Source organism: Plantactinospora sp. DSM 117369 (assembly GCF_053764795.1).
In genome coordinates this window covers 3,046,147-3,069,689 of sequence record NZ_CM132446.1, presented here as the reverse complement: position 1 = coordinate 3,069,689, position 23,543 = coordinate 3,046,147, and the positions used below count along the sequence as shown (strand labels likewise).

Here is a 23,543-nt window from a genome sequence, read left to right as displayed (position 1 = left end):
GGCGCCTCCCTGATGGCCCACTGTGAGTTTCCCGTCAGCCACCCATCCGCGCCGGGACCGGCTCCGAATAGGGCGCCCGGCCACCGCGCCGCACCGGGCCCGGCTACCTGCTCTGGTTCCGCGACACCTGGTCAGCCCAGCCGGACAACGGCAGGCCAGCGATGCCGCCGCGCCGGGAGAGTCTCCGGAAGAAACTGAGGAAGCCGGCGACTCCGAAGGCCCACGAGGCCGAATTCTCCGCCGGATCGTCGACCACGAAGATCGGATGTCCATCCGTACCGGCGCCGCGCAGCAGCATCTGCGCCCCCGCCGCGCTGGCCGCGTCCCAGTAGCGCGGGTCGGCGTCCTGGATGGCAAGGTCGATCAGCATGTTGCCGACGCCGGCGCTGCCACAACACTGGACCGGCACGCTCACCCTGGGCAGGAAGGCCGTACAGACGTCCGCGAGGTGGCGGGCGAGGTCGGCCAGTTCCGCGTCGTCCAGGACGCGTCCCGCGTACCACAGGGTCTCGGTGATGCCGCTGAGACCCTGGCACCAGGACACCGCGATCGAGGCCGCGATCGGACCGCGCATCCGCTCGGCCAACGATCGCGCCCGGCGGGCGAGCGCCCGGGCACGTTCGGCTCCCCCGGCGATCAGGCTGTCGTCGCCGAGGGCGGTGCCGACGCCGAGCAGGAGCTCCGTCGTACCGGCGAGGCCGTGCGCCCGGCCGGCCGACTGCTCGACGGCGGCCGGTGCCGGCAGCAGATCGGCTTCGGTCCTCGTGACCGGAACCGGTCGCCGCAGCACGAACTCGGCGCACCGCCGGGCCACGGCGAGATGCGCCGGATCGCCTGTCGCCCGGTGCAGCAACACATGGCCGAGCCCGACCCCGGCGGCGCCGGACATCAGGTCCTCGTCCTCCGGCGCCCAGTCGGCGGCGGGCAGGTGCGGACCCGGATACCCCGGCCCGAGGTCGAAGCCGCGCCGCTGGGCGGACAACAGGAACAGGTCGACGCCGGTACGGCCCGTCATCAGCCCGGGCGGCAGGTCGATCGCGGTCATCGCCTGGATGGTGAACGGCACCAGGTCGCGGAGACAGTCGGCGACCCCGGAGTGGTCCAGGTGCTCCAGCAACTCCAGTCCCACCCCGGCGGCGCCGTTGTAGACACTCGCGTCGATCGCGGCGGACCGGCTCGGCGGGGTGGCCATGAGCCGCCGGGTCTGGTCGAGCAGGTCCGCGAGCAGGTTGCCGGTGATCTCGGCGGCGAGTTCCGGGGTGACATCGGGCGGGGCGGGAAGGACTCGGGGTGTGCTGCCCGGCCGGGTGGTCTCTCCGGCGGCCAGCCGGCGTGCCGCGTCGCGCGCCAGGTCGCCGTCGCCGCTGATCAGATCGACGATCGCGCCGACGACGCCCGCCGGCCGTTCACCGTGGCGCGCCCGGATCGCCCGCAGGGCGCGTTGCCGGGGAATCTCCCGGTCATCCCCCACGTCCACCGGGGGCAGGGCGTGCGCGGCGAACAGCAGGGTCATGCCGAGCGCGTGCAGGTCGTCGGTGTCCAGGGGCGGCTCGTCGCGGAACTGTCGCGCCGGGGCGTACCCGGGCGTGCCACCAGGCACGTACACGCCGTCGTGGTGGGCGAGGCCGAAGTCGATCAGGGTCACCCGGTCGCTGTCCACGACGATGTTGCGCGGGGTGAGATCGCGGATCAGAACGTCGCGGCTGTGCAGCGACAGCACGATGCCGGCGAGCTGTTCGGCGAGGCGTTCGAGATCGCGCCGGGCGTCCGACCGCCCGACGGCGTCCCGCGGCAGGTACGGACCATCGAGTATGACGCTGTCCACCAGGTTGCGCGGGCCGGCGTCACTGGTGACCAGAAATTCGTCGACCCCGTGCCGGAAGTGGTCGACGAATCGCGGTACGCCCGGCACACCGTCGAGTACCTGGAGGATGCGCCGCTCGTTGCGGAGCCGCAGCCGCGTGTCGCCGACCGCGTCGTGTTCGTCGACGTGCGCCCGGGCCTGCTTGACCACCACCGTGGCGCCGCCCCGCTCGTCGACTGCCCGATAGACGTTGCCGCGCCCGGACTCGTAGACGCCGGCGACCGCCCGGTAGCGACCGCCGAGCAGTGTCGGCGTACGGGCCGCGCCGGCGTCGTGGTCGCCCCGCTCGCCGGTGAACGGGTCGATCGTCCAGGTCGGCTGCCGGTACCGCAGCGTCGCCAGCCCCCCGAATTCCTCCCCGTTGGGTCCGTGGATCACCGCGACCAGGCGACCCTTCGGATCGGCTGACCACGAACTGACGAACGGGCCGTACCGGTAGTAGACCGGCGCGGCCGAATCGATGGCCCGGTCACTGAGGACCCGCGGTCCCTGCTCCCCGCACAGCAGGTCCACCAGCCGGATTCCCAGCTCGCGTACCCGGTCCTGGTCCGGATAGAGGGTGAAGGCCTTACCGACCGACGCCGGTGAGCTGAAACCGTCGTTGAGCCGGCTGAGCACCCGTCGTGAGCGGGCCAGTTTGAAGGTGCAGCCCTCGGCGAGCAGCACAGGGACGAGTCGCTCTACCAGAGCCGGGAAGGTGGCCGGACGCGCCGAGATGTGTAGCTTCCAGCCATGCTCGGGCAGCACCTTGCCGTCCGGTCTGAGCATCAGCCAGGTGTGGTCGGACCGGAGCTGGTAGCCGTTCCCGGCGTGGTCCCGGACGGCGCGTTCGACGTAGCTCTCAATCTCGTTGTCGGCCACGTCGAACGCCCGGTCCTGGCTTGGAATCACTAGTGGTTAGGACGACCGAGTGTGGATGATGGCCCAGCTGGCGTTGATGCAGCAGCCCTCGCAGCGGGTCCGGTCCTGCTCGGTGTGGTAGCCGTTGGCGAACTCCAGGTCCGGCTCCGGCACGTCGGCGCCCGCGTCACGCGGCTCCAGGGACAGCAGTGCGTTCACAGTCAATCCTTTCCGACCAACCTTGGTCTGCGGGAAGTCTGGAGTTCGCACGTTACCCAGCGGATGTCAATATTTCGAGGAGACATACACAGACTGATCGCCGGTGCGGGGTGTGGACCCTCGTCCACACCCCGCACCGGCCAGCCTCAGCTCGTCGCTACGCCCGGCAGGAGGCGAGTGCGCCGACGACCCCGACGCCCGGCTTGCGCAGCGGCAGTCGGGTCGACGCTCCCGGGCACCGGGGCACAGTGAGGTCGTAGACGCCCCGGCCGAAGGTGGCGGCGGTCAGTTGCCGGGTCGGCTCGTGGTAGCGCAGGTACATCACGGCCGCCTGCGGCAGGTTGGTGCCGAGCGCCGCCCACTCCCCGCCGTTCCACGCCGAGAGGTAGACCCCGACGTCGGTGCCGACCACGAGCAGGCCGTCGGAGGTCGGGATGACCGAGTTCACCGGCGCGTCCGGCAGGCCCCGGCCGATGTCCGTCCAGGTACGACCGCCGTCCTGGGTCACCATCACGTGCGGGCGGTCGCTGCCGGACCGGAAGCCGGAGAAGGTGGCGTACGCGATGTTCTTGTCCTTCGGGTGCACCGCGACCCGGGTGACCCAGGTGCCGGGGAGTTCCGCCGGGTCGACCTGGTGCCAGTTCTGCCCGGTGTCGTCGGTCCACCAGAGCCGGCCGTCGTCGGTGCCGACGTAGAGCTTGCTGCCGTCGGTCGGCGCCGCCGCGAGCGTGGTGACGGTGCCCCACGGGTAGCCGTTCGGGTCGTTCGGGCCGCCGCCGGTCAGGTCCGGGCTGATCGCCGTCCAGGTCCGGCCGTTGTCGGTGGACCGGTTGACGATGTTGCCGGCGTAGTACATGACGTCCGGGTCGCTCGGGTCGAACTGGAGCGGCGTCTGCCAGTTACGCCGGTCCGAGACGGTCTGGTTGGTGCCGATGGTCTGCCGTGGGGTGCCACCGCTGTTCTCCGAGCGGTAGCAGGAGCCGTACTGGCTGCACCCGAAGACGATGTTCGACGCCTCGGGGTGGATGACCACCTGGAGCCCGTCGCCGCAGCCGATCGCGTCCCACGGGCCGCCCACCCCGTTGTAGCCCCGGTTGCAGCCGTTGTCCTGCGCCCCGGCCACCTTCAGCGCCGGATCGGTCTCGGCGACGTCGACCGTGTAGAACTGGGTGTACGGCTCGTACGTCGCCTTGGTCCAGCCGCCGACCCCGTTCACGTCGGAGCGGTACATCCCGCCGTCGTTGCCGAGGTAGGCCCGGTTTGGCACCTTCGGGTCCCAGCGCATCACGTGCTGGTCGGCGTGCACCCCGCTGACCGAGGCGAAGGTCTGCGCGCCGTCGGTCGAGCGTCCCAGGTTCACCCCGGCCAGGAAGACGTGCTCGGCGTCCAACGGATCCACCCAGAGCTTGCCGAACCACCAACTGAAGGTGGACTGCGACGCCTGGTTGGCGGTGACCGGGGTCTGGGTCCAGGTGTCGCCGCCGTCGTCGGAGCGGTAGAACGCCCGGAACGGGCCGAGCGCGGTGCCGACGTACGCGTAGAGCCGCTTCGGGTCGCTCGGCGCCAGTGCCAGGCCCCAGCGGCCCTGGTCGGCGTCGGTCGGCAGCCCGTTCGTCATCCGCTGCCAGCTCTGGCCGCCGTTGTCGGAGCGCCACAGGCTGGAGCCCGGCCCGCCGTACGTCCGCTGGTGCGGCTCGCGCAGGTGGTCCCAGAGTGCGGCGTAGACCCGGTTCGGGTTGGTCGGGTCGATCAGCACCTCGGTCGCCCCGGTGGTGCCGTTCGGCGGGGTGAGCACCCGGCGCCAACTGCTGCCGCCGTTCTCGGAGAGGTAGACGCCCCGCTCGCCGCCCGGCTTGAACAGGTTGCCGGCGGCGGCGGCGAAGATCCGGCGCTCGTTGCGCGGGTCGATGGCGAACCGGGCGATGGCGTGGCTGTCCGTCAGCCCCACCCGCTGCCACGTCCTGCCCCGGTTGTACGACCGGTAGACCCCGTCCCCGCCGAAGGTGATCGAGCCACCGCCCGGCTGTGCCTCACCGGTGCCGGCGAAGAGCACTCCGCTGCGGGTCATCGCGACCGCGCCCATGCTCTGCACCCAGTTTCCCGGCCAGACGGACTCGTAGGTCATCCCCGCGTCGCTGGACTTCCAGATCCCGCCGGAGGCGGCGGCGATGAAGACCTGGTCGTCGACCAACGGGTCGATCGCGATGTCGACGACCCGGCCGCCGATGTTGGTCGGGCCGAAGAAGTGCCACTTCTGCCGGGCCAGGTCGTGGTACGCGCCCCGGCTGCGCGCGGCGATCCCGTCCGCCTCGCCCCGGGCCCTGACGTACTTGGCGGCGGATAGTTCCCGGCTGCCGTCGCTGAGCCGCTGCGAGGTCATCCACTCGGCGGGCATCTCCATCGGCCCGGTCGGCATGCTGGTGGCCAGGGAGCGCTGCTCGGCGGGCTGCGGGGTCAGGGAGGTCGACGACGAGGAGGCGAGGGCGCCGGCGGCGAGCAGTACCAGGGTCGCGGTGACCGCCGTGCCGCGGCGAGGTGGGCGGGGTGTGGCCTTCATGCGGGCTCTCTCCTGTCCACACGGGAGTGCGATGGCGAATCCGGTCGCTGTGCGGCCAGGCTAGATTGATCACGGATCAAGGTCAATGAACCGCTGTCCCATTTCGACCTCCGGGCCAACCCCCAGGCCGGGTGCTATCCGCCGCCGCTGCGGAACCCCGGCAGGCCCGCGTCGTCGGAGTCGGGACCGACCACGGCGGTCAGCGCGGTGCCGTCGGCGCAGAGCGCGGTGGCCCGCAGGTACATCCGCCGGTGCTGGGCCCGGAGCAGCACCTCGGACTCGAAGACCTCGTCCTCGACGCTGAGCAGCTCGATGTCGGTCCGCTCCTGGTAGTGCGCCCGTACGTCCAGCGGGGTCAGCCGGATCGTCGCCTCCACCGTGGTCAGCGCCCCCTGCGCGGCCGTACTCGTCACCCGGGCGCCCTCCGGCAGCACCAGACCGGCGACCTCAGCGGTGACCTCGCTGCCCTCGTCCATCGGCACCCGGTCGCAGCTCGGCAGGTTCGCCAGCATGGCCTCGTTCCGGTCCGGCGCCGCCGATCCGCCCGCACCGCCGTCACCACCGCAGCCGGCGAGCCCCAGCACGGCGACGGCGAGCACGAGCACCCGGGATCTCATCGGTGCAGGATGCCACGGTCAGCGCAGCACCCGCCAGCGTCGTACCGCGAGCAGCTGCACAGTGATGACGGCCGCGCTGATCACCATCAGGACGATCGTCAGCAGCGCCCCGTAGGCGAATCCGGAGAACTCGAAGGCGTGGTCGAAGATGTAGACCGGCAGGTACTGGGTCGCGTTCGCCGGGCGCCCGTCGGTGAGCACGTACGCCGGCACGAAGTTGACCTGAAGGGTGAGGATCGTGTCCCGGACCGCCAGCAGCACCAGCACCGGGGCGAGCAGCGGCAGGGTGAGCCGGCGCAGTTGGCCGAACGGGCCGCAGCCCTCCAGCGCCGCCGCCTCGTAGAGCCGCCCGTCGAGCAGGCGGCGGGCGGCGAGGACGACGAGAAAGCCCTCCCCGATCGGGAAGAGCAGCATCAGCACCACCCCGACCCGGGCGGTGGTCGGCTCGGCCAGCCAGGTGTAGCCGGGGTGCCCGACCAGCCCGAGGAGTTGGTTGAGCGGGCCGTAGAGCGGGTTGAGCACCCAGAGGAAGAGCACCGCCAGCGCCACGTCGGGAATCACCGTCGGCAGGTAGACGGCGACCCGGAACCACCGGCCGCCGGGCCTGGGCGCGGCGAGCAGCAGGCCGAGCCCGACCGCCGCGAGCAGCCGCAGCGGCACCGAGACCGCCACGTGGAACAGCGACGCCTCGAGGCTGTCCAGGAAGAAGTCGTCGGCGAAGAGCCGACGCAGGTTGGCCAGCCCGGTGAACCGGGGGTCGCGGGTCAACCCGGTGTGGTCGGTGAAGGCGTACCCGACGTTGAGCAGCGCCGGCAGCGCGATCAGCAGCAGCACGGCGACGCCGTACGGGGCGAGGAACATCCACGGGGTGAGCGGACGCCGGAAACGCCTGCTCATCGACGTCGGCCGGTCCCGGCGACGCTTGCTCGGCGCTGGCCGGTCTCGGTGTCGAAGCGGTGCAGCCGGCGCGGGTCAGGGCGCAGCCGCAGTCCGGCACCGGCCCGCAGCCCGTGCCGGGGTCCGGTGCGGACCGCCAGCCGGGTGCCGTCCGGGCAGCGGGTGAGCAGGATCGCCTCGCTGCCCAGCGCCTCCACCGCCTCCACCGTCGCCTCGACCGGCCCGTCGGGGTCGATGGCGATGTCCTCCGGGCGTACCCCGACGGTCAGCCCGGGTGCGCCGCCGAGCACGCCGCCGCCGGGCACCAGGTTCATCGGCGGGCTGCCGAGGAACCCGGCCACCACCAGGTCGGCCGGTTCGTCGTAGACCTGCTGCGGCGGGCCGACCTGGCGGACCCGGCCGGCGTCCAGCACCGCCAGCCGGTCGCCGAGGGTCATCGCCTCGGCCTGGTCGTGCGTGACGTGCACCATCGTGGTGCCGAGATCGCGGTGCACGGCGAGCAGGTCGGCCCGGGTGGCGAACCGGAGCTGGGCGTCCAGGCTGGCCAACGGCTCGTCCAGCAGATAGACGGTGGGCTCCCGGACCAGGGCGCGGGCCAGCGCCACCCGCTGGCGCTGCCCGCCGGACATCTGGTCGGGATAGCGGTCCAGCAGGTCGGCGATGCCGAGCCGCTCGGCGGCGGCCCGGGCCCGCCGGTCCGCCTCGGCCCTCGGCACCCGGCGGACCCGCAACCCGAAGAGCAGATTCCCGCGTACGGTCAGGTGCGGATAGAGGGCGTAATCCTGGAAGACCATCGCGACGGCCCGCCGGTGCGGGGGTACCGGTGCGATGTCGGTGCCGTCGACGAGGATCCGGCCGGAGTCGGGCCGGTCCAGTCCGGCGACCAGTCGCAGGATCGTCGACTTGCCCGAGCCGGAGGGCCCGACCAGGGTCAGCAGCTCGCCGGCCCGCACGTCGAGGTCGACCTCGTGCAGCGCGGTGACCGACCCGTACGCCTTGCCCAGCGCCTCCAGCCGGATCGCGCCCCGGTCGGCACTCACCGGGTCGGGTCCCGGAACAGCGGCCGTACCTTCTCCTCCAGTTGGCGCAGCCCCTCCTCGCGGCCGACCCGGCCGTAGAACACCTCCTCCAGCAGGGCGTCCGTCTCGCGTTCGACCCGCGACCAGGTGGCGGTGCGCGGGGTGGCCCGCAGGTGCGGCTCGGCGTCGAGATAGACCTGCGAGGAGTGCGGCGGCAGGCTCGGCTTCAGGAACTCGTCGGAGCGCGCGACGTCGAGCCGGGACGGCACCGTACGCCCCGACGCCGCGAGGATCCGCTGCCCCTCGGCACCCATCGCGAACTCGATGAACCGCCAGGCGTCGCGGTGGTCGGGCCGCCCGGCGCTCATGCAGTACGCGTCGCTGTGCAGGATCGACGCCGGTTTCCCGCCCGGCGCGACCGGCAGCGGCGCCACGTCCCACTCGAAGTCTTCGACGGTGCGCAGGGTGGGGACCGCGACCCGGCTGTTCAGGTACATGCCGAGCGTGCCGCGCAGGAACCGCGCCTCGCTCGACTCGCTCTGCTCCTCGGCGTCCGGCGGTACGACGTGGTGCACCAGTTGCAGGTCGAGGAACCAGTCGACGGCTTCGCGGGTGGCCGGCGAGCCGGTCAGCGTGAGCGTGCTGGGCCGGTCGGGGTCGTCGACGAGGTCACCGCCGTTGGACCAGACGAACGGCGCCAGCCGGGGCACGCTCGGCTCGACGCCCACCCCGTACCGGCCGTCCCGGGTGAGCGCCTTCGCGGTGCCGAGGAAGTCGTCCCAGGTCCAGCCGGCCTTCGGTGGGGTCACGCCGGAGGCGCGGAACAGGTCGGCGTTGTAGTAGACGACCAGTGACGAGAGGTTCTGCGGCAGGCAGGTCAGCGTCTTTCCGTCGAACCGGAAGGCATCCAGGGCGGCCTTGCTGAAGTCGCCCTCGGCCAGTGCCTGGCTGGAGTCGAGATAGGACTGCGCGGGCTCGATGGCGCCCTGCGCGGCGAACTGGCCGTACCGGCGGTAGTTCAGCAGGAAGACGTCGGGTGGGGTGCCGCCGGCGAACGCCGTGGTCAGCCGGGCCATCAGCTCGTCCTGGGTGGCCACCGGGGAGAGCGTGACGTCCACGTCCGGGGTGGACTTCTCGAACGCCTCGATCATCGTCCGGTAGCCGGCGATCTCCTCGGCGTCGCCGAAGAGCACGACGGTGATCCCGGCGCTCTCCCCGGGATCATCCGCGCCGCAGCCGGCGAGCAGGCCGGCGACGAGCAGGCCGGCGGCCCAGCGCCGCCAGGATCGGGTCATCTGCGTCCTCCAGATCTCAGTGCCGCCAACGGGTCGTCGTCCAGCAGGATCCGCTGGGCCAGCAGGAACACCAGCACACACGGCAGGGTCGCCACGACAGCGCCGGCCATCAGCAGCGGCCAGTCGGTCGGGTTCAGCAGGCGCAGGAACTGCAACCCGAGCGCGTACGTGTAGCGGTCACCGCTGTGCAGGTAGAGCAACGGGTCGATGAAGTTGGCCCAGTGGTAGGTGAAGGCGAGTACCGCCACCGCCAGGGTGGTCGGGCGTACCTGGGGCAGCGCCACCCGGCGCCAGACCGACAGCCACCGGGCGCCCTCCAGCCGGGCCGCCTCAAGCTGGCTCTCCGGTACGCCACCGAAGCTCCACGCGTAGAGCAGCACCAGGAACGGGCTCACCGCGAGCAGGGCGGGCGCCAGCAGCGGCAGGTAGGTGTCGACCACCCCGACCAGCCGGAACAGCTCGAACCGGGTGGCCCAGACGGCGGTGACCGGGACGAGCAGCACCACCAGCAGGCCGAGCACCACCCGGCGCCGGGCTGCCGGGCCGAGCAGCCGGATCCCGAAACCGGTCAGCGAGGCGGCCAGCACCGTCAGCGGTACGGCGAGCGCGACGACCAGCGCCGAGTTTGCCAGATAGCGGAACAGCGGGATCAGCTCGGGCAGCCGGGCGTACGCGGCCAGCGTCGGCTCCGGCGGCAGGACCTCGAGGGTACGCGGCGGCGGGAGGCCGGTGGGGCGGAGCGAGCCGACCACCATGAACCACAGTGGAGCGGCGAAGAGCGCCGCCACCAGGGTCGGCACCACGAACCGCCCGATCGTCCGGGCCGTCCGACCGCTCGCCGGGCGGCGTCGCGGACCCGACGCCGCTCCGGGGAAGGTGCCCGGCACGCCGCGAACCGCCATACCGACCCGCGACCCGCCTCTCCGCACGCTTGGATGACCGATCCCGCCGCTCGGCGCCCATCCTACGCTGATGATCGTTACGGTCGTACAGCCTCGATCTCACTGGTGGCACGCGACCGCCGCTCCGGCACCGCCGTGGAGCGCGCGGGTGACGGTGGCGGCACGAGCGCGGGTGACGGTGGCGGCACGAGCGCGGGTGACGGCGGCACGGGCGGGCGCCCTTGCACGCAGAGCGCGTACACCACCTCGGTCTGCTCCCGGACCCTGGTGCCCGCCGTCGGGGACTGTTCGACCACCCGGCCCGGCCGGCAGCCCCCGCCCCACCGCTCCGACCCGGGTACGGCGCGCAGCCGGGCGGTGTGCAGGTCCCGTACGGCGTCCGCCTCCGGCAGCCCCACGATGCCCGGCACCGGTACCTCGGGCGGCCGGGTGGCCAGCCAGAGGCCGGTCCCGCCGAGCACGAGCAGCAGCGCGCAGAGGCCGAGCAGCAGGGTCGGTGGGCGCGGCCGGCCGTTCCGGTCCCGGCCGGACGGCGGCAGCGCGTCGGGCCGCCAGGCCGCCGCGGAGGGTGCCTCCTGGCCCGGTGACCCGGAACGGGGCTGCCCCGGTGGCGCCGAGCGGGCCTGCCCGCCGTCCCCGGCGCGACCGGCCGGTCGTCCGACAACCTCCGAGCGCAGCGGATACGGCTCCGACACCGCCGTCCGGTACGCCGCCTCGTCGGCGTGGAACCGGCGGAAGGCGTCCAGCGCCACTTCGCGGGCGTACCGCAGATCGGCTTCGTCGACCCGGGTCACCCGGCCGCCCCGGCACACGAAGCCGTACGCGAGGACCAGCGGCCGGCCGGCCCGGTCGAGCAACGGCGTGGGCCGGCCGGAACCGGTGGCGCCGGTGTCGGCGGTGCTGGGCCGCAGGGTGCGGTAGACGACGCAGAGTGCCCCGCCCGGGCCGACGACCGCGACCACCGGTGGCGCGTCCGCCGGCACCTCGCCGGTCACCGCGGCGAGTAGCCCGTCCGAGTCGTTCCGGTCGGCCAGCGCGGACGGGGTGAGCAGCATCCGGTAGCCGGCGTCCCGACCGCGACCGACCAGGAACGGCCAGCCGGACCGGGCCGGCGCGGCGCTCACCGGACACCCCAGGTGGTGAGGTCGGAGGCGGGGAGCTGCCGGCGGAGTACGACCATGTTCTCCCGGAACTCCTCCAGCACGGCCCGCCTGGCGAGCCGGATCTGCTCGGCGGAACGGTGCGCGTCGTCGATCGCCTGCGCCACCTCCCGGGCCTTCGCCTCGAACGGCTCCCCGACCCAGTCGAGGAAGGTGCTGACGATCTGCTCGCTGAACGCGTTCCGCCCGACGGCCAGGCCGACGGCGAGGCGTACGGCCTGTCCGGCGGGGCGGGCCAGGAACCGGCCGACCGCCGACACGGTCTCGGCGGCGGAGAGCCGGGAGAGTGCCCGGGACTCCTCGACGATCTTCCGCTCGACGACCTCGTCGAGCTGCGCGCTGACCTGCCCGAAGAGGTCGGGCAGCACGGCGCAGAGCGGCAGTTCGACGTTGACCGGCCGGAGCCGGCCGTGCCGCAGTTTGACCATGTGCCCGTCGGCGGCCATCGTGGCGAACTGCCGTCCGATCGCGCTGACCGGGATCAACCGGACCATCTTGCGCGCCCGGCGTCGCTGCTCGACCAGGTTGCGGATCGGCGGATACGACAGCAGTTCCTTGCAGGCCAGTTCGAGCCGGTCGTTCTCCTCGTCCTGTTCGGCGCCGACGGTGTCGAACAGATCCCACTTGGTGAGGACGAAGTGCACCGGACACTCGGCCCGACGCATCAGCACGATCATCGGGACGATGGTGTTCTCCAGGTAGAGCTGGCCCTCCCGGCCACCGCGCAGCGCGTCTACCATGCGCCGGCCGTCGATGATGCCGAAGATCGCGTGGGCGGCGCCCAGCCGCTGCTCCAGATCCTGCTGGCTGGCCTGCCGCCCGTGCGCCGGTACGCTCGCCGCCCGCCCGCCACCGACCAGTTCCCCGGCGTAGTCGAGGTAGTTGAACCGGAGTACGGCGTGATCCCGACCGCCGGCCGTGCCGACGCAGTCGAAGGTGAACGAGCGAGTCTGTCCAATCATCGTCCCGGGCGGCCAGGCGTCCTCCGGGTCGCGCAGGGTCGCGTAGAGGTCGGTCAGGTCGGCCGCCTGTTCGAGCCCGGTGACGAGCCGGAAGCCACCCTCGCGCAGCTCGGTGCTGAGCCGGTGGAACATGCTGGCGAGCAGGACGGTCTTGCCGGTCTCCTGGGCACCGAGGGCGACGATGTTGAAGGTCGGCAGTTCCGCGCTCACGTCGATGGTGGACGGACCGCCGGCCGGAGTGGTCTCCGCACCGCGGCGGCGCCGCACGACGACCATGACGATGCCGGCCGCCGCGACGAGAAGCAGCAGCGATACCCAGGTTGACAGCATGGGTCACCGATTCCGGACGAGGTACAGCCGGGCCGGGGCGGCCGCGGCTCACCAGTACAGAGGCGGCTACTCCCGGCTCGGATACATCCGTCGGCGGATTTGTTGGCAAGCGGTGGACCACCGGCGGCGCACGGCTGACCCTCGGCGCGATCGGGATCGGTCCCGTCCGCGTGGCGCGGTCAGCGCCGGCGGCGGCCCCGGTTCTCCTGTTCGTTCAGCTCCTCGACCACCTGGCAGGCGTTCTGCATCGGGTCGAGCCGGTCCGCGTGTATCGCCACGCGTTGCAGGAGTTCCTTGAAGGCCGACTCGTCCCGGCCGAGTACCCGGAGGATCTCGGCCTCGGCGTGGGCCAGGGCGGCCTGCCGGTCCTGCCAGAGCGCCTTCCCGGCCTCGGTGGCGACCACCCGGCGGCTGCGCCGGTCCGCCGGGTCGGGTTGCCGGGAGACCAGTCCGGCGGCCTCCAGGTCGTCGATCAGGTAGGTGAGGACGGTCCGGTCGATGCCGAGCTGGGCGGCCATCGCGCCCTGGTTGGTGGCCAGGTTCTGGCTCGCCGAGGCGACGACCTGGTAGCCCCGGGGGCCGCCCGGCACGTCTTTGACGATCTCCTCCGCCGCGCGGAGGTAGCGCCGCATGATCACCCCGAGCGCCCAGCCGAAGTCGTCCTTGAGCAACTCCGCCGCGATCCGACCGCCGTCCTCGGAACGGGCGGCGGATGGCGCGGGAGCTGCGGTGTCGGACACATGACCAGCATACCCGTCTGGAAGATCATCGCCCGCTAGATGTTCTGTGAGACAGAAGTATCTGACTAAAGATAATATAAATCACAGTTCTGCTGTGCAGCAGTCGGTCTGTGGCTAACTTAGTCGCGGTTACAGAACTTCTTTCGGAGGTAAGAGTGAGCCTGTTCCGACTCGACGCCAGCATCCGCGGCGAGCAGTCCGTCAGCCGGGCCGTCGCCGACACCGCCGAGGCGGCGTGGACCCGTACCCACCCGTCCGGGCTGGTCATCCGGCGCGACCTGGCCGCCTCGCCGGTGCCGGCCGACGCCTGGCCCGCGGCGGTCAGCGCCGGATTCGTCCCGGCCGACCAGCGCACCGAGGCCCAGGCGCAGGCCGCCGCGCTTGCCGCCGGCTACGTCGACGAGCTCGTCGCGGCCGACGCGTACCTGCTCGCCGTGCCGCTCTACAACTACGGCGTGTCCCAGCACGTCAAGTCCTGGATCGACCTGCTGCTCACCGATCCCCGGTTGGCCCCGGGCCAGGAGTCGCCGCTGCGCGGCCGGCCGGCGGCGCTGATCGTCACCCGGGGCGGCGGCTACGGTCCGGGTACCCCCCGGGAGGGCTGGGACCACGCCACCCCGTACTACCGCCGGTTCTTCGAGGACGTGCTGGAGCTGGACCTGCACGTCAGCGAGGTCGAGCTGACCCTGGCCGAGATCACCCCGGCGATGGAGCCGCTGCGGGACCTGGCCCGGCAGAACCTCGAAGCCGGGCACACCTCGGCCGGCAAGCACGGCGAACTGCTGGCCCAGCACGCCCTCGGCAAGGCGGCCTGACCGACCGCTCCGACCGGTACGCGTCCGGGGCGGCCGCCCGGCACGCCCCGTACGCGCCCGCCGGCCCGCTGCGTAGGCTTGCTGGTCGTGCTGATCCTGCTGCCTCCGTCGGAGGGGAAGACCGCGCCCCGCTCCGGCCGGCCGGTGAATCCGGACGCGCTGACCCAGCCCGCGCTCAACCCCGGGCGGGAACGCGTCCTCGACGCGCTCGTCGCACTCTGCGCCGGGCCGGACCGGGACCGCGCCCGGGAGGTGCTCGGGCTCAGCCCGGGGCAGGACGAGGAGCTGGACCGCAACGCCCGGCTGCGCACCGCGCCGGCCCAGCCGGCGGCCAAGGTCTACACCGGGGTGCTCTACGACGCACTCGGCCTCGGCACCCTGCCCGGTCCGGCCCGGGCCCGGGCCCGGCGTTCCGTACTCGTCTTCTCCGGGCTCTGGGGGGCGATCCGGATGGACGACCGGATCCCGGCGTACCGCTGCGCGATCGGGGTGAACCTGCCCGGGGTGGGCGGGCTGGCGGCGTACTGGCGCGGGCTGCTCGACCCGGTGCTCACCGAGACGGCCGGCGGCGGGCCCGTGCTCGACCTGCGCTCCAGCGGGTACGCCGCGATGTGGCGGCCCAGCGGCCGGCTGGCCGAGCGCACCGTGACGGTCCGGGTGCTGCACGAGCAGGTGGTCGCCGGGGAGGTCCGGCGGTCCGTGGTGAGCCACTTCAACAAGGCCAGCAAGGGTCGGCTGGTCCGCGACCTGCTGCTGGCCGGCGCGGCCCCCCGGTCCGCCGGCCGGCTGGTCGAGGCGCTGCGCGACCTGAAGTACACCGTCGAGGAGCAGCCGGTGGTCGCCGGCCGCCCCCGACAGCTCGACCTGGTGGTCACCGAACTGTGACGCCGGCCGGGGTCGCCGGGCCGGCGTGCCGCCCGCCCGGTCGAGCCGGCGGCCGCGCGCCGCATCCGGTGCCGGAACGCTTGTCGGTGCCCCGGGGACCGTAGGACGTCATCAGCACCGGCAGGTCGAGCAGCGCACCGATCGTCGTCGGCCAGTCGTCCGGCCGGAACAGCACCGCCGGCCGGGCCCGGTGCAGCACCGCGGTCAGCTCCGCCTGGTGGGCGAGATCCCGCGCCGGCCCGGGGACCAGCCGGAACAGCGGCGCCCCGGCCACCTCGTAACCGGTGCAGACCCGCAGCGCCGGTTCCCGGCCCGGCGCGTCGGCGTGGGTGACGGCCAGCGCGTCGACCCCGCCGCAGACCTGCACGGCGTACCGGTGCGCGACCGCGTCGAAGTGGCCGACCCGGAACGGGCCCTGCCAGCGCCCCGTCCCGTTGTGCGGCTCCGGCAGGCGTAGCGCCGGATCCTCGGTGACGAACGGGCCCGCCCCGTGCCGGGTGGTGTAGGTGCGTACCACGCCGAGCCGCAGCGCCGACTCGTCCGCCTCGGCCAGCAGGGTCGCCGCGTTGTCGAAGGTGGTGGTCGACCACGTGGTGTACGGGTGCCAGCCCCGCCACTCGTCCAGCAGCACCCCCTGGGCACCCTCGAAGACGCACGGTCCGGCACGGAGCAGCCGCCGCCGGACGGCGATCCCGTCCACCACCGCGACCGCCTCGCCGAACGCCCGGAACGCCGCCAGCACGTCGTCGACCGGCGGCGCGTCGAGCGGACCGAGTTCGTCGGTGAGCCGGTCGCGTAGCCCGGTGAGCCGGCGGCGCAGGCGTACCGGATCACGCACGTCGGCGACCCGCGGGGCGTCGGGGTGGCGCTGCGCGTACGCCATGGTCTCGCCGACCCCGACCCCGCACGAACCGTGCCGGTCGGCACCGCGTCGCAGCTCCCGGAGCTGGTTCGCGGCGCGGTGCCACGGGGTGGCGAGCAGCGCGTCGCCGTCGACGGTCAGCAGCCCGAACGGGTCCGGCACCCCCGACCGGGCCAGCGCCGCCGCCTCGGCCGCCAGGGCCAGCGGGTCGACCACGACGAACCGCGACAGGTGGGTGGGCACCCCGCGCAGCGTGCCCGAGCCGAACTGGGCGAAGGTGTGGTGCCGCCCGTCCGGCGTCACCACGTTGTGTGCGGCCTGCGCGCCCCCGTTGAACCGGATCACGGCGGTGACCGGCGCCCCGGCGCAGAGCCAGTCCACCGTGGTGCCCTTGCCCGCGTCCCCGTAGCCGAGGTCGACAGCGACGGTGTGGTTCACAGCCGGAGGTTTCCGCCGGTGCCGTCGTCGAGCCCGGTCAGCGCCACCGAACTGCCGACCGGGTCGCGCCGGATCGTCGCCAGCGCCCGGCCGACGCTGGCGCCGACCGTCGAGCCGACGTCGTCGAGATCCCGCAGCCCGGCGTCGAGGTCGATGGACTGCTCGCCGAGCCCGACGGTGAGCGCGATGGTCTCGCAGACCGCGTCGAGGTCGTCGAGTTCCAGGACGTTCTGGCCGAGCAGCTTCCGCCAGGCGTTCAGGGTGCGCGGGTCACCGGCGTAGTTGGATCCGCTCGGCAGGATGTAGTAGACCTCGAAGCTGCGCCGCAGTTCGCGGACGATCTCGGTGACCGCGATCGGCTCGGTGAGCTGGTCCCCGATCACCCGGCGGACCTCCGCCGGCTTGACCCGGTCGTACGGCAGCTCGTCGCCGATCAGGAAGAGATAGCCGGGCCGGCCGCGCTTGCGTACGCTGTCCAGCTCGGTGTGCCGGGCCATGAAGTACATCGCCAGCTCGTACGACTCGGTCTGCTGGCCGCCACCGCCGCCTTCGAGGACGATGTTGGCGAGCTGGTCGTCCATCCGGTTGTCCGACTCGAACTGGCCGATCTGCAACGGCACCCGGTCACAGGTGGCGTCGCCGACCGCCCCGAACAGGATCTGCGGGTCCCGGGCGTAGCCCTTGCACAGCAGCAGTCCCAGCAGTTGCGGCAGCTTCGCCTGGAGCACCCGGGGCACGTCGCGCATCGAGCCGGTGACGTCGAAGAGTACGGCGATCGGGGTGGAGTGCGGGTGCTCGGCGCTGTCCCGGCTCTCCCGGGCGGTCACCTTGTAGGGGCTGAGGTCGGGATGCGCGGTACGGGCTCCGCCGTCGCTGTAGGCGAACGGGCTCGCCCCGGTGGCCGCGCGGTAGCTCGCGGCGGCCGAGTACACGTCGGTTGACCAGCGTCCACTGCCCATGGTGTTTCCCTTCGGTCGGGCCTGAGGGATCAGGCCGGCATGGCGAACGGTCGGAATCGGCGGGGGCCGTAGAGGTCGTGCAGCAGGTCGTCGAGTTCGGCGAGCAGCCGCCAGGCGTCGTCGGGGCGCATCGTCGGCCGCTCCAGGCGGCAGCCGTCGGCGAACCGGCGCAGCGCGGTCGGCAGGCGCGGGCCGATCAGCCGGGCCATCAACTCGGCGGCGGCGTAGAGGTCGGTGGCCGGGGTGGCGGGGCGGCGGCCGGGCACCTCCGGCGGATAGCTGTCGCGGTGCCGGGCGACGAGCGCGGGTATCCGCTGGCCAGGCGGGACCGAGTAGCACCAGTCGACCAGCGCGAGGCCGTGTTCGGCGGGGTGGATCAGCACGTGCTCGGGGAGCACCGCGCCGTGCACCAGGCCGGCCCGGTGTGCCCAGCCGAGCCCGACCAGCAGCCGGCGCCACATCCAGGCGGCGTCGCGCGGGTCGACTCCGTCCGGGTACCGGCGGGCCACCTCGGCGAGGCTGACGAACCCGTCGAGCCGTTCCAGCACCGGTCCGGTGCGCCGGACCCCGGTCGCCGGGTCGTCGTGCGTGACGGTGTCCAGCAGGCGTGGCGCGTAGGCCCGGAACCGGTGTTCGCCGCAGCGGGCGAGCCGGTCGAGGGCGTCGATCTCGGCCCGGGCCAGATCGCCGTCGGCCGGGTCGCGGGGCAGTTTCAGCAGGCCGCGCAGGGATCCGTCGGTGACCTCGCGCAGGGTGCCGACATCGCCGCTGGCGAACTCGGCGCCGACGGACCAGCGGTGCCGCCGGGTCCGGATGACCGCGCTGGTCGCGGCCCAGAGCGTGGCGAGCCGGGCCAGGGCCGCCGTCGCGGTAGCGGTGCGACCGGCCGGTGCGACGTCGGGGTGCAGGATCTTGACCAACCGGCGGTACGTCGTCGCGCCGTCGACGAATATCTCGGCCGGGGTACGCGTCCGTTCCACCAGGGCGACCGCCTCGTCGAAGGTCATCGTGCTCTCCCCTTCCGGTCGGCTTTCGGCGCTGCTCCGCCGGCCCGGTCGGGTCCGCCGGTAGCGCCCGTCACGGCACGACGGTCCCGCCCCGGCGGGCCCGCTCCTCGCTCCCGAACCGTCGGGCCGGTTCACCGGACCTGCTCCTCGCGGGTCGGCCGGAGCAGGGCCGGATGCAGCAGGGTGGCGTCGCCCGCCCGGTAGAGCCGGGCCCTCGGCCCGCCCCGCTCGCCGCCCCGGCTGGTCGTCCCGCCGGTGCTCTCCACAAAACCGGGCACCGAGAGCACCTTGCGGTGGAAGTTGCCGGGATGGAGTTGCTCGCCCCAGACGGCGGCGTAGACGGCGCGCAGCTCCCCGATGGTGAACTCCGGCCCGAGGAACGCCGTGCCCAGCGGGGTGTACTCCAGCTTGGCGCGGGCCCGTTCCAGGCCGTCGGCGAGCACGATGTCGTGGTCGAAGGCGAGGTCCCGGACCTCGTCGACGGGTAGCCACGCGGCGCTGGCGGCGTCGCCGCCAGCCCGGGGATCCGGCAGGCTCGGCGCGAATCCGAGGTACGCCACGGACATCACCCGCATCCGTGGGTCCCGCCCCGGGTCACCATAGGTGCGCAACTGTTCGAGGTGGACCCGGGCCAGCGCCGCCTGGCCCGGGCGCAGCCCGGTCTCCTCGGCCAGCTCGCGGCGGGCCGCCTCGGCCAGCGTCTCGTCCCGGACGAAACCGCCCGGCAGGGCCAACCGTCCCCGGAATGGATGTTCGGCCCGCTCCACCAGCAGTACGTGCAGCGCACCGTCCCGGATGGTCAGCACCACGATGTCGACGGTGACCGCGACCGGCGGGAACGCCGTCGGGTCGTACCCGGCCAGGAAGGTGGACTCCGGGCGCATCGGCGCGACCTCCGTTGTTCTCAACTTGAGTCTTACTCACTTGGAGGTGAACCTACCGCGCAGCGGTCGCCCGTTCAACCCCTCGGACCCACTGTGTCCGGACACGACTCGCGTACCGCCACCGCACGGTGACCGGCCATGAGAAGCCGCCGGGAAGCCCCTTTCCTGCCGGCCCTTCGCACGGGCACCCGGTCGCTCGGCGGGCTAGGATCGGCTCGCCGCTCGCAGCCCTCGATCCCGTTTCCGGGAGTGCCCGTGACCGACCAGGACTCCGTGCCCTCCGGTATCGACACCACGCAGATGAGTCACGCCCGCGCGTACGACTACGTACTCGGCGGCAAGGACAACTTCGCGGTGGACCGGGAGGCGGCCAAGCAGGTCATCGCGCTCGCCCCGGACCTGCCCGCCCTCGGAAAGGCCCAGCGGCGGTTCCTGCTCCGGGTCACCCAGATGTGCGCCGACGCCGGCATCACGCAGTTCCTCGACATCGGCGCCGGCATCCCCACCGCACCGAACGTGCACGAGACCGCCCGGGCCATCACCCCGGACGCCCGGGTGGTCTACGTGGACAGCGACCCGATCGTCTTCATCCACAACCGGGCCCTGCTGGCCACCGACGAGAACGTGGTCTCGATCCAGGCCGACGTCCGCCGGCCGGACGAACTCCTCAAAGATCCGCAGGTGCAGCGGCTGATCAACTTCGACGAGCCGATACTGCTGCTCTTCATCGGCCTGTTCCACCTGGTCACCGACGCCGAGGATCCGGCGGCGCTGATCGCGCGGTTCCGCGAGCGGATGGCCCCGGGCAGCTACATCTGCATCTCCCAGTTCTGCGTCGACGGCAGCGACCCGGCGGCCAGGGCGAAGCTGGAGGAGATCTCGGTGAACTCCCCCGCGCCGATGACGTTCCGGCACCGGGACGACATCGAACGGTTCTTCGACGGCTTCGAACTGCTCTCGCCCGGCGTCGTCGACGTGCAGGAGTGGTGGCCGGACGAAAAGGCTCCGCCGACCATGCTCAAGGTCGCCGCCGGAGTCGCCCGGAAGCGGTAGCCCCGGCAACGGCTCCGCGCCGGCCGCCGTCCGGCGGCGCGCCGCCCGCACCGGTCAGCCGCGCAGCCGCGCGAGGTCGGCCAGTACCTCCAGCATCGCGGTCACCGCCGGGGCACGGAATTCCGGTCTGGCCGTCACCGCGTAGAGCCGGCGGGTCGGCAGCACCGGAGTGGTCGGGCGCAACACCACGTCACGGCGTACCGCCACGGCGGCCAGGGTCGGCATCAGCATCACGCCGACACCGGCCGCGACCAGCGCCTGCTTGCCGCTCCAGTCGTCGCACCAGAACCCGATCCGGGGTGCGGCGCCGAGCGCCTGGGCCAGCGGGGCCACCGGCCCGAGACAGTCGGGATGTGCCCCGTCGATCCAGGTCTCGCCACACAGCTCCGCCAGCCGGACCCGGCGGCGCCGGGCCAGCCGGTGCTGGGCCGGCAGGACCACCTGGAGTTCCTCGTCGAGCAGGGGCACCAACTCGACACCCTCGACGTTCATCATGGGCAGGTCGGCACCGACCGGGGCGTCCCGGGCCGCCTGCGGCTCGTCGTACAGGTGCCAGTCGGTCACCAGGGCCAGGTCGATCCGCCCGTCGCGTACCGACGGCAGCAGCGCCGGCTGGTCCGGTTGCCGGAGACTGAGGGTCACGCCCGGATGGAGCTGACCGAACCGGCGGACCGCCTCGGGCACGAAGTGCGTGTTGACGCTCGGAAAGGCGGCCAGCCGGAGCTCGCCCGACTCCAGCTCGGCGAAGGAGGCCAGCCGGGCCTCCAGGTCCCGTAGCCGGGTGAGGCTGTCCCGGGCGAGTTCGATCGCGACCGCACCGGCCGGGGTCGGCCGGACACCACGGACGTCCCGGCTGAACAGCCGTACCCCGAGCCGCCGCTCCAGGCCCGCGACCTGGCGGGATACGGCGGGCTGGGTCAGCGAGAGCGCCGTGGCCGCCGCCGAGAACGACCCGCGCTCGCCCACCGCGACGAGCACCTGCAACGACCAGGGATCGAGCATGCGTCGAGCTTATGGCAGACCCAACCAACCCGCAGTTGTCCGCATGGCCCACCCCGGTCGACGCTTGACCGGTGAGTCCAATCAGCACAGCCCGGGCGTACGACCCGGACGCCGGCACCGGCGACGTCACCGCCGCCCGGATCGCCGACCAGTTGGCCTTCCTCTCCGGCTGGCTGCCCCCACCGCCGGCCCGGATCCTCGACGCCGGCTGCGGGCGGGGCGACCTCGCCCGCGCCCTCGGCCGGGCCGGCTACGCCGTGCTGGGCATCGACGTCGATCCGGTGGCCGTCAGCGCGGCCGCCACGCAGGGTGTCGCGGCGCTCGTGGCAGACCTGGCCGACTACCGGGACGAGCACCCCTTCGACGTGGTGCTCTGTTCGCTCTCCCTGCACCACATGGCGGACCTCGCCGGCGCCGTCCGGCGGGCGTGGTCGCTGCTGCGGCCGGGCGGGACCCTGGTGGTCGACGAGTTCGCCTGGGAACGGGCGGACGCCGCCACCGCCGGCTGGTACCACGACCTCGCGGCAGTGCTCGGCGCCGCCGGACGGCTCGGACCGGATCCCGACGCCGCGCCGGTCGAGGCGCCACACGCGCACTGGGTCGAGCGGCACCGGGACGCGTACCGCCTGCACCCGGGAGTGGCGGTCAGCACCGAGATCGCCACACTCTTCGACATCCAGCAGACCGTGCGGGTGCCGTACCTGCACCGCTATCTCGCCGACCGGCTCGACGACGACGCCGACGGGCTGGCGCTGTTCACGACACTCCGACAGATCGAGCGGTTGCGGGTGGCCGACGGCGGCCTCGCCCCGGTCGGCCTGCGGCTGCTCGCCCGGGCCCGTCCGGAAGGGAACTGAGATGCGTATCGTCAACACCGACCAGGCCGAGGCGTGGAACGGGCCCGAGGGCGTCAACTGGGCCGCACGGAGCGAGCGGGACGACCCGGTGAACGGCGCGCTCACCGAGGCGCTGCTCACCGCCGCCGCGATCGGGCCGGACGACCGGGTACTCGACATCGGCTGCGGTACCGGCGAGACGAGCCGACTGGGCGCCCGGCTGGCCGCCCGGGGCCGGGTACTCGGCGTCGACCTCTCCGCGCCGATGCTCGACCACGCCCGGGCCGCCGCGGCCTCGGCCGGGCTGCGCAACATCGAGTTCGCGCAGGGCGACGTGCAGGTGCATCCGTTTCCGGCCGGTGGATTCGACGTGGCGATCAGCCAGTTCGGCATCATGTTCTTCGCCGACCCGGTGGCGGCGTTCGGCAACGTCCGCGACGCGCTCCGGCCGGGCGGACGGCTCGCCTTCGTCTGCCCCCGCGACATGGCCGACAACGCGTGGTACGTGGCACCGATGTCCGCGCTGCACGGCCGGCGGAACTCCGGGCGGCTGCCCGACTCGGCGATGTTCTCGCTGGCCGATCCCGCCCGGCTGACGGAGGTGCTGGACCGGGCCGGCTTCACCGACGTACGGCCCCGGCCGGTCGACGCCCCGATGGCGTTCGGGGCCGACGCGGGCGAGGCGGCGGAGGGATTCCTCGGCTCGGGACCGGTACTGGCGGTCCTGCAGTCCGCGAACGGGCCGAGCGTCGAGACGGCCCGGGAGATCCTGGTCGAGGTGCTGCGCCGGTACGAGGGACCGGACGGAGTACGCATCCCCGGCGCGCATTGGCTGGTCACCGCCCGCCGACCGTAGCCGGGATCCCGGCACACACCCACCGCTCGCCCGCTGTGGCGTGCCCGGGCCGAGGCGAGACGGCGCGGGCCAGGCCCGCTGCCGGGCCTTCCACTCCGGCTCCCGATGCCACATGCTGGATCCATGGGTGAGGTGCGGCCGATGCCGAGCGTTGGTGATCTGTTCATCGACACCCGTGGCGGCGACCGGACGATGCGGGTCAGCTACCACGGTGACCGGGGCACCGTGGTGGTGTCGCTGTGGATCGGCACGGTGTGCCGGGGATCATTCCGGATGGCGACCGACGACGTAAGCAGGTTGATCGGGACGCTCAACGAGATCAGCCTGTCCGCCGCCCCGACCGTGCCGATCGCGACGGCCTCGCCCGGCTCGCCGCCGGACGCCACCGGCACGGCGACCGCCGGCCCGGCGGCCAGCGCGACTGCCGGCGCCGCCAATCCGCCGGTCGACCAGACCGGCGACATCTCCGACCTCGCCCGGATCGTCGCCGCGCCGACCCTCCGGGTCGCCTGAGGTCATGGGCAACCAGGTCGTCTGCGACATC

General features: G+C 73.0%; 22 protein-coding genes. 6 read left to right on the top strand and 16 right to left on the bottom strand.

Features of this window, described 5'->3' with window-relative positions:
* Window positions 1-103: 103 nt before the first annotated feature.
* The 11 genes from ACSMXO_RS13680 to ACSMXO_RS13630 all read right to left on the bottom strand — a co-directional run bounded on the left by ACSMXO_RS13680 (window position 104) and on the right by ACSMXO_RS13630 (window position 13,402).
* Window positions 104-2,755, bottom strand: a complete 2,652-nt coding sequence (locus ACSMXO_RS13680; RefSeq protein WP_455418015.1) for a class III lanthionine synthetase LanKC N-terminal domain-containing protein — start codon at window positions 2,753-2,755, stop codon at window positions 104-106.
* Between the two features lie 6 nt (window positions 2,756-2,761).
* Window positions 2,762-2,923 (bottom strand): hypothetical protein, encoded by a 162-nt coding sequence (locus tag ACSMXO_RS13675; protein ID WP_346257702.1) that lies wholly within the window; start codon window positions 2,921-2,923, stop codon window positions 2,762-2,764.
* Window positions 2,924-3,080: 157 nt separating this feature from the next.
* The gene (locus ACSMXO_RS13670; RefSeq protein ID WP_455418014.1) at window positions 3,081-5,480 is read right to left on the bottom strand and encodes a WD40/YVTN/BNR-like repeat-containing protein; all 2,400 of its coding nucleotides are present in this window, start codon (window positions 5,478-5,480) and stop codon (window positions 3,081-3,083) included.
* A gap of 134 nt (window positions 5,481-5,614) precedes the next feature.
* Window positions 5,615-6,097 (bottom strand): hypothetical protein, encoded by a 483-nt coding sequence (locus ACSMXO_RS13665; protein ID WP_455418013.1) that lies wholly within the window; start codon window positions 6,095-6,097, stop codon window positions 5,615-5,617.
* A gap of 18 nt (window positions 6,098-6,115) precedes the next feature.
* A complete protein-coding gene (locus tag ACSMXO_RS13660) occupies window positions 6,116-6,994 on the bottom strand; it encodes a carbohydrate ABC transporter permease (RefSeq protein ID WP_346257705.1) in 879 nt (292 codons plus the stop codon).
* The gene (locus ACSMXO_RS13655; protein ID WP_455418012.1) at window positions 6,991-8,034 is read right to left on the bottom strand and encodes an ABC transporter ATP-binding protein; all 1,044 of its coding nucleotides are present in this window, start codon (window positions 8,032-8,034) and stop codon (window positions 6,991-6,993) included. Before ACSMXO_RS13655 ends, ACSMXO_RS13660 begins: the two co-directional genes overlap by 4 nt.
* On the bottom strand, window positions 8,031-9,308 hold the full coding sequence (locus ACSMXO_RS13650; RefSeq protein ID WP_455418011.1) for an ABC transporter substrate-binding protein: 1,278 nt from the start codon (window positions 9,306-9,308) through the stop codon (window positions 8,031-8,033). The genes ACSMXO_RS13655 and ACSMXO_RS13650 overlap by 4 nt, the downstream gene beginning before the upstream one ends.
* On the bottom strand, window positions 9,305-10,195 hold the full coding sequence (locus tag ACSMXO_RS13645; protein WP_346257708.1) for a carbohydrate ABC transporter permease: 891 nt from the start codon (window positions 10,193-10,195) through the stop codon (window positions 9,305-9,307). The genes ACSMXO_RS13650 and ACSMXO_RS13645 overlap by 4 nt, the downstream gene beginning before the upstream one ends.
* Before the next feature lie 92 nt (window positions 10,196-10,287).
* The gene (locus ACSMXO_RS13640) at window positions 10,288-11,334 is read right to left on the bottom strand and encodes a PASTA domain-containing protein (RefSeq protein ID WP_455418010.1); all 1,047 of its coding nucleotides are present in this window, start codon (window positions 11,332-11,334) and stop codon (window positions 10,288-10,290) included.
* The gene (locus ACSMXO_RS13635) at window positions 11,331-12,662 is read right to left on the bottom strand and encodes a hypothetical protein (protein ID WP_455418009.1); all 1,332 of its coding nucleotides are present in this window, start codon (window positions 12,660-12,662) and stop codon (window positions 11,331-11,333) included. The genes ACSMXO_RS13640 and ACSMXO_RS13635 overlap by 4 nt, the downstream gene beginning before the upstream one ends.
* Before the next feature lie 179 nt (window positions 12,663-12,841).
* Window positions 12,842-13,402 carry a MarR family winged helix-turn-helix transcriptional regulator gene (locus tag ACSMXO_RS13630; RefSeq protein WP_455418008.1) on the bottom strand — a complete coding sequence of 187 codons (561 nt, stop codon included), beginning with the start codon at window positions 13,400-13,402 and terminating at the stop codon, window positions 12,842-12,844.
* A gap of 155 nt (window positions 13,403-13,557) precedes the next feature.
* Between ACSMXO_RS13630 and ACSMXO_RS13625 the strand changes: the two genes are divergently transcribed.
* Window positions 13,558-14,217 (top strand): FMN-dependent NADH-azoreductase, encoded by a 660-nt coding sequence (locus ACSMXO_RS13625; RefSeq protein ID WP_346257712.1) that lies wholly within the window; start codon window positions 13,558-13,560, stop codon window positions 14,215-14,217.
* Window positions 14,218-14,304: 87 nt separating this feature from the next.
* Window positions 14,305-15,102, top strand: a complete 798-nt coding sequence (yaaA, locus tag ACSMXO_RS13620) for a peroxide stress protein YaaA (RefSeq protein WP_455418007.1) — start codon at window positions 14,305-14,307, stop codon at window positions 15,100-15,102.
* On the opposite strand, the gene ACSMXO_RS13615 is transcribed toward yaaA, so the two are convergent.
* From ACSMXO_RS13615 to ACSMXO_RS13600, 4 genes are all read right to left on the bottom strand, one after another.
* Window positions 15,089-16,402 (bottom strand): adenylosuccinate synthetase, encoded by a 1,314-nt coding sequence (locus ACSMXO_RS13615; RefSeq protein ID WP_455418006.1) that lies wholly within the window; start codon window positions 16,400-16,402, stop codon window positions 15,089-15,091. The genes yaaA and ACSMXO_RS13615 overlap by 14 nt on opposite strands.
* Window positions 16,399-17,361, bottom strand: a complete 963-nt coding sequence (locus ACSMXO_RS13610; RefSeq protein WP_455418005.1) for a hypothetical protein — start codon at window positions 17,359-17,361, stop codon at window positions 16,399-16,401. The genes ACSMXO_RS13615 and ACSMXO_RS13610 overlap by 4 nt, the downstream gene beginning before the upstream one ends.
* A 29-nt stretch (window positions 17,362-17,390) precedes the next feature.
* The gene (locus tag ACSMXO_RS13605) at window positions 17,391-18,368 is read right to left on the bottom strand and encodes a molecular chaperone DnaJ (RefSeq protein ID WP_455418004.1); all 978 of its coding nucleotides are present in this window, start codon (window positions 18,366-18,368) and stop codon (window positions 17,391-17,393) included.
* 131 nt (window positions 18,369-18,499) lie between these two features.
* A complete protein-coding gene (locus ACSMXO_RS13600) occupies window positions 18,500-19,252 on the bottom strand; it encodes an NUDIX hydrolase (RefSeq protein WP_346257717.1) in 753 nt (250 codons plus the stop codon).
* 255 nt (window positions 19,253-19,507) lie between these two features.
* Here ACSMXO_RS13600 and ACSMXO_RS13595 point away from each other — a divergent pair, with 255 nt between their 5' ends.
* Window positions 19,508-20,305, top strand: coding sequence for an SAM-dependent methyltransferase (locus ACSMXO_RS13595; RefSeq protein WP_455418003.1), 798 nt, complete (start codon window positions 19,508-19,510; stop codon window positions 20,303-20,305).
* A 54-nt stretch (window positions 20,306-20,359) separates the two neighbouring features.
* On the opposite strand, the gene ACSMXO_RS13590 is transcribed toward ACSMXO_RS13595, so the two are convergent.
* Window positions 20,360-21,307, bottom strand: coding sequence for a LysR family transcriptional regulator (locus tag ACSMXO_RS13590; RefSeq protein ID WP_346257718.1), 948 nt, complete (start codon window positions 21,305-21,307; stop codon window positions 20,360-20,362).
* A 71-nt stretch (window positions 21,308-21,378) separates the two neighbouring features.
* Between ACSMXO_RS13590 and ACSMXO_RS13585 the strand changes: the two genes are divergently transcribed.
* The 3 genes from ACSMXO_RS13585 (at window position 21,379) to ACSMXO_RS13575 (ending at window position 23,512) form a co-directional block, all read left to right on the top strand.
* A complete protein-coding gene (locus tag ACSMXO_RS13585; RefSeq protein WP_455418002.1) occupies window positions 21,379-22,164 on the top strand; it encodes a class I SAM-dependent methyltransferase in 786 nt (261 codons plus the stop codon).
* Window position 22,165: 1 nt separating this feature from the next.
* Entirely contained in the window at window positions 22,166-22,999 is an 834-nt protein-coding gene (locus ACSMXO_RS13580) for a class I SAM-dependent methyltransferase (protein WP_346257720.1), read from the top strand.
* A 141-nt stretch (window positions 23,000-23,140) separates the two neighbouring features.
* Window positions 23,141-23,512, top strand: a complete 372-nt coding sequence (locus tag ACSMXO_RS13575) for a hypothetical protein (RefSeq protein WP_455418001.1) — start codon at window positions 23,141-23,143, stop codon at window positions 23,510-23,512.
* The last annotated feature ends 31 nt before the right edge of the window (window positions 23,513-23,543 follow it).

Coding starts and splice junctions, on each gene's coding strand:
- ACSMXO_RS13670 (WP_455418014.1), bottom strand. CDS start 5,480: ATGAAGGCCACACCCCGCCCACCTCGCCGCGGCACGGCGGTCACCGCG.
- ACSMXO_RS13665 (WP_455418013.1), bottom strand. CDS start 6,097: ATGAGATCCCGGGTGCTCGTGCTCGCCGTCGCCGTGCTGGGGCTCGCC.
- ACSMXO_RS13660 (WP_346257705.1), bottom strand. CDS start 6,994: ATGAGCAGGCGTTTCCGGCGTCCGCTCACCCCGTGGATGTTCCTCGCC.
- ACSMXO_RS13650 (WP_455418011.1), bottom strand. CDS start 9,308: ATGACCCGATCCTGGCGGCGCTGGGCCGCCGGCCTGCTCGTCGCCGGC.
- ACSMXO_RS13635 (WP_455418009.1), bottom strand. CDS start 12,662: ATGCTGTCAACCTGGGTATCGCTGCTGCTTCTCGTCGCGGCGGCCGGC.
- ACSMXO_RS13610 (WP_455418005.1), bottom strand. CDS start 17,361: ATGGGCAGTGGACGCTGGTCAACCGACGTGTACTCGGCCGCCGCGAGC.
- ACSMXO_RS13605 (WP_455418004.1), bottom strand. CDS start 18,368: ATGACCTTCGACGAGGCGGTCGCCCTGGTGGAACGGACGCGTACCCCG.
- ACSMXO_RS13600 (WP_346257717.1), bottom strand. CDS start 19,252: ATGCGCCCGGAGTCCACCTTCCTGGCCGGGTACGACCCGACGGCGTTC.
- ACSMXO_RS13590 (WP_346257718.1), bottom strand. CDS start 21,307: ATGCTCGATCCCTGGTCGTTGCAGGTGCTCGTCGCGGTGGGCGAGCGC.
- ACSMXO_RS13580 (WP_346257720.1), top strand. CDS start 22,166: ATGCGTATCGTCAACACCGACCAGGCCGAGGCGTGGAACGGGCCCGAG.
- ACSMXO_RS13575 (WP_455418001.1), top strand. CDS start 23,141: ATGCCGAGCGTTGGTGATCTGTTCATCGACACCCGTGGCGGCGACCGG.